This window comes from Pseudonocardia sp. ICBG601, assembly GCF_020496245.1.
Genome location: NZ_JAHLJA010000062.1, coordinates 48280 through 58655, shown reverse-complemented (window position 1 = coordinate 58655; position 10376 = coordinate 48280). Strand labels below are relative to the sequence as shown.

The following is a 10376-nucleotide window of genomic DNA, read 5'->3' as shown; positions in this document are numbered from 1 at the left end:
TCGAACAGCGCCTTGAAGTTGCCCTTGCCGAAGCGCGAGCGAGCCGTGCCGCTCGATGAGCTCGAAGAACACCGTGGGCCGGTCCCCGATCGGCTTGGTGAAGATCTGCAGCAGGTAGCCGTCCTCGTCGCGGTCGACGAGGATCCCGCGGGACTGCAGCTCGGCGATCGGCACCCGCACGGACCCGATGCGGGCCCGCAGCTCCGGGTCCTCGTAATAGGCGGCCGGGGTGTCGAGGAACTCCACGCCGCGGGAGCGCAGCACGTCGACGGCGCCGAGGATGTCGTTCGTCGCGAGCGCGAGGTGCTGGGCGCCGGGGCCGCGGTGGAAGTCCAGGTACTCGTCGATCTGGGACTTCCGTCGACCCGGGCTGGGCTCGTTGAGCGGGAACTTCACCCGGTGGTTGCCCGACGCGACGACCTTGCTCATCAGCGCCGAGTAGTCGGTGGCGATGTCGTCGCCGATGAACTCGGCCATGTTCGTGAAGCCCATGATCCGGTGGTAGAAGTCCACCCAGTGGTCCATCCGCCCGTACTCCACGTTCCCGACGACGTGGTCGAGCGCCTGGAACACCCGCCGCGGCGCGTCCGCGGGCCGGGCCACCGACGAGCCGCGGGCGACGTGGCCGGGCAGGTACGGGCCGGTGTAGCGGGACCGGTCGACCAGGGTGTGCCGGGTGTCGCCGTAGGTGGCGATCGCGGCGGTGCGCACGGTGCCGTGCTCGTCGGTCGTGTCGTGCGGCTCGACGAGCACGGTGGCGCCCTGGGCGCGGGCGTGGTCGATGCAGCGGTCGACGCCGGGGACCTCGAGGGCGATGTCGACGACGGAGTCGCCGTGCCGGCGGTGGTGGTCGGCGAGCGGGCTGTCCGGGTCGACGGCGCCGCGCAGCTCGAACCGGACCGCGCCCGAGCGCAGCACGTAGGAGTGGTGGTCGCGGTTGCCCGTCTCCGGTCCGGAGTACGCGACGAGCTCCATGCCGTAGACGACCTGGTAGAGCTGCGCGGCCTGGGTGGCGTTGCCGACGGCCCAGACCACGGCGTCCCAGCCGGTGACCGGGAACGGGTCGGCGGAGTCGTCGTGTTCGACGAGGCCGACCAGCCGGCGCAGGGCGGCGGCGTCGAGGTCGGCGAGCTTCTCGGAGTCGGTGAGGATGTCCATCAGTGCTCTCCCGTCAACGTGCGTGCTGCCAGGTTCTCCGCCGCGGTGACCGTGGTGGTGCCGTGTGCGCGGGCGTCGGCGAAGATCCCGGCCAGGGTGTCGCCGATGGCACGGGTCCGGTCCGCGACGGCGGCAGCACTCCAGCCGAGCACCTCGCGGCCGACCAGGTGGATGGCCCCACCGGCGTTCGCGACGAAGTCCGGGGCGTAGGTGATCCCGCGCCGGCGCAGGACATCGGCAGCGTACGGGTCGGCGAGCAGGTTGTTCGCCGCACCCGCGATCACCGCGGTGGGGACGGTCGCGGCGACCTCGGCGGTGATCAGCCCGCCGGTGGCGCACGGGACCAGCACGTCGCACGCGCGGGTGGTCACCGCCGCGGTGTCGACCACCTCGGCGCCCAGCTCGTCGGCGGCCGCGGCGCAGCGGGCCGGATCGACGTCGGTGACGATCAGCTTGGCCCCTGCGTCGGCGGCGAGCCGGGCGACGTCGGCGCCGACCGCCCCGAGCCCCTGGACCAGCACCCGCAGCCCGTCGACGCCGTCGAACCCGGCCTCCGCGGCTCCGGCGCGGATCGCGGCGAACACCCCGAGGGCGGTCATCGGGCCGGAGGAGCCGGGCCCGCCCGCCGCGACCGAGCGGCCGAACACGTGCGGGGTCAGGCCGGCGAGCACGTCCATGTCGGCCGAGCAGGTCCCGACGTCCGGGCCGGTGGTGTAGTTCCCGCCGAGCAGCTCCAGGTTCGCCGCGTGGATCTCCAGGATGCGCCGCCAGGTCGCGTCGTCGAGCTCGGCGCGCGGGGCCGGGAGCGCGATCACCGACTTGCCACCGCCCATCGGGAGGCCCGCGGCGGCCATCTTCAGCGTCATCGCCCCGGCGAGGCGACGGGCGTCGGCGACGGCGTCGTCGGGCGAGGGGTAGACCATCGCGCGAGTCCCGCCGGACGCCGGACCGAGCCGGGTCGAATGCACCCCGATCACGAACCACGCGCCCGTCTCCCGGTCGTACCGGACCGAGGTCAGTTCGCCGTCCCACTCGGGCAGAGCCATCCCGCGCCTCCATCTCCTCGCTGGTGTGCAGTGAGGACACCGTGGGCCGCGGCATCTGCGCAACCGGCCCAGAACCAGCTACGCACCTACCGCAGATCGGCGGGGCAGCACGCCGGGACAGCTGGGCTGATCGTCCAGGAGACCGGCGTCACCCCGGGGACCCGCCGTCGGCGTCCGTAGCCTGGACCGGTGACGACCAGCGACGCCACGACGCCCGCCGACCTGCGTGGCAGGCCGCGACCGCCGGCCCACCCGCGGACCGCGCCGTCGGACCCGGCAGGGCTCGATCCCGAGCGCGCCGCGCTGCACGCCCGCATCGCGACCGGCCCGCGACGCGCGCAGGCCAGGGTCCCGCTGGTCGACGACGCCGACCGGCTGCTCGGCCCGTTCGCGACGATGCTGTTCTCGCCGCGCATCGGCGACGCCGTCCAGCAGGTCGGCGCGGCCCTGCGCACCGACGACGACCTCCCGCCACGGCTGCGCGAGCTGGCCGTGCTCGCCGTCGCCGTGCACCACGGATCGGCGTTCGAGTGGTCCGCGCACGAGGGCCTCGCCCGCGACACCGGGCTGACCGGCCCGCAGCTGCAGGCCCTGCTCGACGGCGGTGTCCCCGACGGTCTCGACGAGGCCGAGCGGGTCGCGCTGACCACCGTCCGCGCCCTGCTCACCCAGCACGACCTGGGCGACGGCGCCTACGCGACCGCGCTGGACGCGCTCGGCCGTGACACCCTCGCGGCGCTGGTGTGGCTGACCGGGTACTACTCGATGCTGGCCACCGCCCTGGCCGTGTTCCGGCCGGAGTGAGTCCGGGTAACCCGTGCGGGAGGGGAGGTCCGCCATGAACACCGCACCGAGCACCGCACCGGACGGGGTGCGTGTGGCAGCCGCCATGCACACCTTCCCCAAGACCTGCGGACCCGCGACGACCGTCGCGCAGGCGTGGGCGGCGTTCGAGCGGCCCAAGGTGCACTCGCTGCTGGTCCTCGACGCCGGGCGGCTGCTCGCCGTCGTCGACCGGGCCGACCTGAGCGGGGCGGTCCCCGACCGGCCCGTCGCGCCCCTCGGGACGCTCGACGGGCGGGTGGCCCGCGCCGGCGACGACCTGGCCTCGACCTGGGCGGCGATGGCCGACGCCGGACGGCGACGGGTCGCTGTGGTCGACGGCTCCGGACGCCTGCTCGGGCTGCTCTGTCTCAAGCGCCACGGTCGCGGCTTCTGCTCCGACGCCGGCATCCAGGCCCGGATCGACGAACGCGCGGCGGCCCCGGGCCGGTCGTGAGGGCGCGTTTCCGGTGTCCTGTGTCACATGCCCGTGAGGACCGGCGGGCGCGCGCCCTCCTACGCACAGTCCACCGAGGAGGTAGTCATGTCGTTCACCGACAAGGTCAAGAACAAGGCCGAGAACGCCGTGGGCGTCGCCAAGGAGAAGACCGGAGAGGCCACCGGCGACCGCGAGCTGCAGGTCGAGGGCAAGGCCGAGCAGTCGAAGGCGTCGCTGAAGGACGCCGGCGAGAAGCTGAAGGACGCGGCGGGCAACGTCAAGGACGCGCTGGGCGGCTCGACGAGCTGACCCGGCGTCACCGTGACGGGGGCGACCGGCAGGCATGCCGGTCGCCCCGAACGGGAAGGCCCTCGGCGTACCGAGCCGGGTCCGACGCCGTACCGGGCTCCTCCCCGAACCCCACGGAGGAACCATGAGCACCGTGAAGCTCGCCATCGTCTACTACTCCGCCACCGGCACCGTCGACGCGGTGGCCCACCGGGCCGCCGCGGCCGGTGAGAAGGCGGGCGCCGAGGTGCGCCTGCGTCGCGTCGCCCGCGAGGCGACCTCCGGCGAGCGCCAGGCCACCGAGGCGCAGGCCGCGCACGCCGAGGCCGCACCCGAGGTCCCCGCAGCCACCGCCGACGACATCGTGTGGGCCGACGCCGTCCTGTTCGGCTCCCCCACCCGCTACGGCAACATCGCCGGGCAGCTGAAGACCTTCATCGACTCGCTCGGCCCGCAGTGGGGCCAGGGCCTGCTCGCCGACAAGGTCTACGCCGGGTTCACCTCCAGCCAGACCCTGCACGGCGGCCAGGAGTCGACCCTGCTCGCCCTGTACAACACGATCCACCACTTCGGCGGGATCGTCGTCGCGCCCGGCTACACCGACCCGACCAAGTTCGTCGACGGCAACCCCTACGGCGCCTCGCACGTGACCGGGGCGAACAACGACGCCCCGCTCGGCGACGCCGAGAACGCCGCGCTCGACCACCTCGCCACCCGCGTGGTCACCGTCGCCGGGAAGCTCGCGGGCTGACCCCGCGTCGCGGCGGCGCGGAACCGGCCACCGCACGTACGCACGGGTTAGCCTCGACGGATGTACTTCCGGATCACTCCGGGCGACGTCGAGCTCGTCGACCCGGGTGACGTGCGTGCGTTCCACGTCGTCGCCACCGAGGGACTGGCCGACGGGGAGCTCGCCGACACCGTGCGCCGCACCGGGCTCGGCGAGGTCTCCGACGACGGCCGGCACGTCCTGGTCCGGGTGGACTCCGTCCGCGGGCTCGCCGCCGGTCGGGTCGGCCCGGGCTGGGAGGACGACCTGGCCGGCATGCTCGGCTACGCCCGGAGCAAGGGCTGGGTCTCCGACGACGGTACCGCGGTGCGCGCACACGTCGAACGGGCCTGAGACCCGGCACCGGCCCGGGTCCGACGGGGCGCTACGCCAGCAGCGCCCGGACCCGCTCCGGGTCCGGGCCGTCCGGCTCGATGACCACGACGGCGTCGTCGAACCCCGCGTCGGCGTAGCGGTGCAGCGTCTCGCCCAGGCGCCCGAGGTCGGTCCCCGCGGGGACCGGCAGGGCGTAGGCGACAGCGCGGCGCCCGCCGGCGGCCCGGTAGCGCCCCAGCGCCTCGATCATCTCCGCGGGGGTGGTGCGGTAGCCCGAGGCGAGCCAGCCGTCGAAGCGCCGGGCCGCCTTCTGGACGTTCGCGCCCCACGAGCCGAGCAGCAGCGGCGGGCGGGCGGCCGGCGGATCGGCGAGCCGGACGTGGTCGTCGTGGCCGTGTTCCAGCAGGTCGCGGAGTCGGGCCGCGTTCTCGTCGAGGATCCGGAAACGGGTGCGGTGGTCGCGGTCGAGGGTGGCGTAGTCGTCACGGGTGGAGCCGGGGCTGATCCCCAGGGCCAGCCGGTCCCCGCAGACGGCCTGCAACGACAGCATCCGGTGCGCCAGCTCCGCGGGGTGGTGCAGCGGGAGCTGCACGGTGCCCGTCGCCAGCCCGACGCCGTCGGTGGCCCCGGCCGCGGCGGCGAGCGCGACGAACGGGTCCGGCACGAGCCGGCCACGGCCGATGATCTCCGGCGCCCAGAGGTGGGCGAAGCCCGCGCCGGCGAGGCGCCGCGCCCACGGCACCACCGGGTGGGGCGGCGCATCGGACAGGTGCGCGAGCGTCGCGCCCAGGCGCACGGTCAGGCCCGCCGTTCGGCGGCGAACCGGGCGTACCAGCGCAGCACGTCGGGGTCGTCGACCGAGGCGACGTTCGCCGCCTTCTCCAGCGGACGCCCGGCCATCAGCTTCTTGACCGGCACCTCCAGCCGCTTGCCGGACAGGGTGTGCGGCACCGCGGGCGCCTCGACGATCTCGTCCGGCACGTGCCGGGGGGTCAACCGGGTCCGCAGCGTGGTCACGATCGTCGCCCGGAGATCGTCGTCGAGCGGATGCCCCGCGGCGGGGACGACGAACAGGCCCAGCCAGTACCCGTCGTCGGGGAGGTCCACGCCGACGACGAGGGCCTCGGTGATCTCCTCCATCGTCTCCAGGACGTCGTAGAAGTCGCCGGTGCCCAGACGCACGCCGTGGCGGTTGAGGGTGGAGTCCGAGCGGCCGTGGATGGAGACGCTGCCGTCGCCGTGCACGGTCACCCAGTCACCGTGCCGCCAGACGCCGGGCCAGGTGTCGAAGTAGGAGTCGGTGTAGCGGCGCGCGCCGGGGTCGTTCCACAGGTGCACCGGCATGGACGGCATCGGCTGGGTGACCACCAGGTCCCCGACCTCGTCGACGACCGGGTTCCCGTCGTCGTCCCAGGCGGCGCAGTCGACCCCGGTCAGGCGCCCGCCGATCCGCCCGACCCGCACCGGGGAGTACTCGTTCGCCCCGACGAAGGAGCCGGAGATGTCGGTGCCGCCGCTGGTGGAGTCGACCCGCAGGTCCGGCGAGACGTGGGAGTAGAGCCAGTCGTAGCCGGCGGGCGGCAGCGCCGAGCCGCTGACCATCACGTGCCGCACCCGGGACAGGTCGTGGTCGGCGCGCGGGGAGACGCCGCTGTTCGCCGTCGCGGTGACCACCGCCGCCCCCAGGAGGACGACGTCGGCGCCGGTCCGGGCGGCGACCTCCCAGACCGCGCCCGGCGGGTGGCCGGGGCTGCCCTCGTAGAGCACGATCGACGCGCCCTGGCCGAGCGCGCCGAGCTGCATGTTCCACAGCGCCCAGCCGGTGGAGGTGTAGGTGAACATCCGCTCGCCCGCGCGCAGCCCGCAGTACAGCCCGGACCACTTGAGCCCTTCGAGGGTGATGCCGCCGTGGCCGTGGACCAGCCCCTTGGGCAGGCCGGTGGTGCCGGAGGTGAACAGCACCCACAGCGGGTGCGAGAACTCCACCTGCTCGAACTCCGGCTCCGCGTCGACGGCCAGCAGCTCCGCCCACGGCGTGCTGCCCTCCGGGGCGGTCCGGTCGACCGCGTGGCCGACGTGCACGACGTGCCGCACCGTCGGCAGGTTCTCCCGCAGCCGGGCGACGACGTCGCCGCGGTCGACGACCGTGCCGTTCCAGTGGTAGCCGTCGGCGGCGATCAGGACGGTCGGTTCGAGCTGGGCGAGCCGGCCGATGGTGCCCTCGGCACCGAAGTCGGGCGAGCAGCAGGACCACACCGCGCCGACCGCGGCCGCGGCGAGCAGGCCGATCACCGCGTGCTCGGTGTTGGGCAGGTAGGCGCAGACCCGGTCCCCGGGCTCGACGCCGGCGCGGCGCAGCCAGGCCGCAGCGGCGGCAACCGACCGGCGCAGCCGTGACCAGGTGATCTCCCGGGCGGGTGTGCCGCCCTCGCGCACGCACACCAGGGCCGTGTCGTCGTCGGCGCCGTGGCGCAGCGCGTGCTCGGCCCAGTTCAGCCGCGCGCCGGTGAACCAGCGGGTGTGCGGCATCGGGTCGGTGGTGCGGACCTGCGTGTACGGCGTGGAGAACGCGACGCCGTAGTGGTCGACGACCGAGCACCAGAACCGGTCGACGTCGGCGACCGACCAGGCGTGCAGGGCGTCGTGGTCGTCGAACGGGCGCCCCTCCCGCTCGGCCAGCCGGTCGAGGTAGGCGCGCAGCGCGGACCGCTCGATGCGCTCCGCCGACGGGGTCCAGAGGACGTCGGTCATCGGTGTCTCCTCCGTACGGACGTCCCGCGTGCCGGCGGGCCCACCCGGTGAGGTGGGCCCGCCGGCACGGCGCTGCGGTGCGGTGCTGCGCTGCGGTGCTGCGGTGCGACCCGGGAGCCTCAGGAGGCGAGCACCTTCGGCATGATGTCGTTCTTGATCCGCTTCAGGTCGTCGAGCGTCTTCGCCACCGGCACGTCGGCGAACGGCGGCCAGATCAGCGGCATGGTCATCCCCGCCTCCTTGTACGCCTTGAGTCGGTCGGTGAGCTGCTTCTCCGTCCCCACCAGCAGGTTCGAGGCGACGCCGTTGACGGTCTGGTCGACCTCCTCGTCGGTGATGACCGTCCAGATCATCGAGCAGATCTCCAGGTCCTTGGCCCGCTTGGGGCTGCCGATCTCCTCGAACTGCTCGTCGATCGCGGTGATCCACTGGGCGAGGCGCTCGGGCGAGTCCTGGATGCCGATCCAGCCGTCGAGGTCGTACTTGGTGATCCGGCGCGCCGAGCGCAGCGGGTCCTTGAGGCCGCTCATGAAGATCGGCGGGCGCGGGTCCTGCAGCGGCTTGTGCCCGAAGCCGCAGGCGTCGAAGTCGGCGAACTCGCCGTGGAACTCGTAGTGGTCGGCGTTCTTGTCCCAGATGCCCTGCATGATCTCGATCGACTCGCGCACGTGCTTGTGCCGCCTCGGGAAGATGTCCGTGGCACTCGCCGCGGCGAACTCCTCGGGCATCCAGCCGGAGCCGACGCCGACGTTGAGCCGGCCGCCGGAGAGGTGGTCGATGGTCGCCAGCTCCGCGGCGAGGACGCCGGGCGAGCGGAACGGCGTGTCGATGATGCTCATGCCGATGCGGACCTTGGTGGTCTTCGCGGCGAGCCACGGGATCAGCGGGTAACCCTGGAACCACCTGCCGCGCGAGGACACGGGCAGGCCGTTCGGCAGCCCCTCCATCATGCCGAACGAGTACTCCAGCTCCTGGCGGTCGGACTTCTCGGGGACGACGATCCGGTCGAGCGTCCAGACCGAGTCGAAGTCGAGCTCCTCGGCCAGCGCGGTGAGGTCCTCCAGCTCCTTGACCGTGACCAGGTCACGGAAGTTGGGGAGGTACAGAGCGAGCTTCATGTGATGCTGCCTCCTTGCGGCATGACAGTGTCGCCAACGACGTCGCCGACGATGTCGTCGGTGGTGTCGCTGACGGAGAGTGTGACGCGGATCTCGTTCTTGAGGACCTTACCCACGGTCGAGCGCGGGAGATCGCTCCAGATCTCGATCTGCTTGGGGGCCTTCACGGAACCGATGCGCGCCTTGACGAACGCGACCAGCTCCTCGGTGTCGATCTCGGCACCGGGCTGGGGCTGGACCACCGCGGTGACCCGTTCGCCCCACTTCTCGTCGGGCAGGCCGACCACGGCGCAGTCCCGGACGGCGTCGTGCGCCATCAGGGCCTGCTCCACCTCGGCGGAGTACACGTTGAACCCGCCGGAGATGACCATGTCCTTGGCCCGGTCGACGATGTGGAGGAACCCGTCGTCGTCGAGCCGGCCGATGTCGCCGGTGTGGTGCCAGCCGTGCGCCGACACCTCCGCCGTCGCCTCGGGGTTGCGGTAGTAGCCCGCCATGACCAGCGACCCGCGCACGCAGATCTCGCCGCGCTCGCCGCGCGGGACCGGCCTGCCCTGCTCGTCGAGGATCGCCACGACGACCAGCGGTGACGGCCGTCCGGCCGAGGCCAGCCGCTCGGTGGAGATGCTCCCGTCGGGACGGCGGTGCTCGGCGGGCGACATCGTCGAGATCATCATGGGCGCCTCGGACTGGCCGAACAGCTGAGCCATCGGCCCGATCCGGTCCAGTGCCTCGGCCAGCCGGGCCACCGACATCGGGGCCGCGCCGTACCAGAAGCACTGCAGCGACGAGAGGTCCGTCGTGTCGAGCGCCTCGTGGCCCAGCACCATGTAGATCAGCGTCGGCGGCAGGAACGTGTGCGTGACCCGGTGCGTCTCGATCAGCTCCAGGAACCGGCCGACGTCGGGCTTCGGCATGATCACGACCTCGCCGCCGCGGGCCATCACCGGGAAGCAGAGCACGCCCGCGGCGTGCGTGAGCGGGGCCAGCGCGAGGTAGACCGGGCGCTCGTCGAAGGGGTAGCTCATCAGCGTGATCGCCGACATCGTCTCGACGTTGCGGTCGGTCAGCAGCACGCCCTTGGGACGCCCGGTGGTGCCGCCGGTGCCGACCAGCGCCACGATCTCCTCGGGCGGCGCGGCCTCGGCCGACGCGTCGTCGCGGGCGGCGTCGAGCCAGGCGTCGAAGGCCTGCGCGCGGTCGGTGCCCGTGCCGAGACGGACCAGTGTCCGCAGCTGCGGGAGATCCGGAGCGATCGTGGCGACGAGGTCGTCGAAGGACGACTGGAAGATCAGCGTGGTGCAGTCGAACAGGTCCAGGAGCTCGGCGGTCTCCCCGGCCGCGTTGCGCGGGTTGATCGGGCACCAGACCGCCCCGGCCCGGGCGATGCCGAACACGCAGGAGAACGCGGTCGGGTCGTTCGCCGACAGGATGCCGACCTTGTCGCCGGGGGCGACGCCCGAGCGGCGCAGGGCCCGCGCGACGGCGTGCGAGAGGTCGACGACCTCCCCGTAGGACAGCGAGGTGCCGTCGAGCGTCAGGCAGGGCGCGGCGGGGTCCAGCGAGGCGCCCTTGTCGAGATAGAAGGTCAGCGACATCGCAGCTCCCCGGACTCGCACCGTTGCGGACAGCGATGACCGTGGCGAGTT

10 protein-coding genes and 1 pseudogene are annotated in these 10376 nt (G+C 73.2%); 5 read left to right on the top strand and 6 right to left on the bottom strand.

Annotation, left to right across the window (positions count from 1 at the left end; translation table 11 throughout):
• Both hppD and KPL57_RS19655 read right to left on the bottom strand, forming a co-directional pair.
• Positions 1-1158 (bottom strand): annotated as a pseudogene (gene hppD / locus KPL57_RS19660) (4-hydroxyphenylpyruvate dioxygenase); the annotation flags it as partial.
• A complete protein-coding gene (locus tag KPL57_RS19655) occupies positions 1158-2204 on the bottom strand; it encodes a Glu/Leu/Phe/Val dehydrogenase dimerization domain-containing protein (protein WP_226352694.1) in 1047 nt (348 codons plus the stop codon). The pseudogene hppD and the gene KPL57_RS19655, both read right to left, overlap by 1 nt.
• A gap of 189 nt (positions 2205-2393) precedes the next feature.
• On the opposite strand from KPL57_RS19655, the gene KPL57_RS19650 reads away from it, so the two are divergent.
• The 5 genes from KPL57_RS19650 to KPL57_RS19630 all read left to right on the top strand — a co-directional run bounded on the left by KPL57_RS19650 (position 2394) and on the right by KPL57_RS19630 (position 4876).
• Positions 2394-3008: a carboxymuconolactone decarboxylase family protein gene (locus tag KPL57_RS19650; RefSeq protein WP_083695339.1), complete on the top strand. Its 615-nt coding sequence runs from the start codon at positions 2394-2396 to the stop codon at positions 3006-3008.
• A gap of 34 nt (positions 3009-3042) precedes the next feature.
• Positions 3043-3483, top strand: coding sequence for a CBS domain-containing protein (locus KPL57_RS19645; RefSeq protein WP_226352693.1), 441 nt, complete (start codon positions 3043-3045; stop codon positions 3481-3483).
• A gap of 87 nt (positions 3484-3570) precedes the next feature.
• A complete protein-coding gene (locus KPL57_RS19640) occupies positions 3571-3774 on the top strand; it encodes a CsbD family protein (protein ID WP_020621565.1) in 204 nt (67 codons plus the stop codon).
• Between the two features lie 124 nt (positions 3775-3898).
• Positions 3899-4504, top strand: a complete 606-nt coding sequence (locus KPL57_RS19635; protein WP_226352692.1) for an NAD(P)H-dependent oxidoreductase — start codon at positions 3899-3901, stop codon at positions 4502-4504.
• Between the two features lie 60 nt (positions 4505-4564).
• A complete protein-coding gene (locus KPL57_RS19630; protein ID WP_226352691.1) occupies positions 4565-4876 on the top strand; it encodes a hypothetical protein in 312 nt (103 codons plus the stop codon).
• 31 nt (positions 4877-4907) lie between these two features.
• Here KPL57_RS19630 and KPL57_RS19625 read toward each other — a convergent pair whose 3' ends face one another.
• The 4 genes from KPL57_RS19625 to KPL57_RS19610 all read right to left on the bottom strand — a co-directional run bounded on the left by KPL57_RS19625 (position 4908) and on the right by KPL57_RS19610 (position 10325).
• Positions 4908-5654 carry an LLM class flavin-dependent oxidoreductase gene (locus KPL57_RS19625; RefSeq protein ID WP_226352690.1) on the bottom strand — a complete coding sequence of 249 codons (747 nt, stop codon included), beginning with the start codon at positions 5652-5654 and terminating at the stop codon, positions 4908-4910.
• Between the two features lie 2 nt (positions 5655-5656).
• Positions 5657-7609, bottom strand: coding sequence for an acetoacetate--CoA ligase (locus KPL57_RS19620; protein WP_226352689.1), 1953 nt, complete (start codon positions 7607-7609; stop codon positions 5657-5659).
• A gap of 119 nt (positions 7610-7728) precedes the next feature.
• Complete coding sequence (locus KPL57_RS19615; protein ID WP_226352688.1) at positions 7729-8727, bottom strand: LLM class flavin-dependent oxidoreductase; 999 nt, start codon at positions 8725-8727, stop codon at positions 7729-7731.
• Entirely contained in the window at positions 8724-10325 is a 1602-nt protein-coding gene (locus KPL57_RS19610) for a long-chain fatty acid--CoA ligase (RefSeq protein WP_226352687.1), read from the bottom strand. Before KPL57_RS19610 ends, KPL57_RS19615 begins: the two co-directional genes overlap by 4 nt.
• Between the last annotated feature and the right edge of the window lie 51 nt (positions 10326-10376).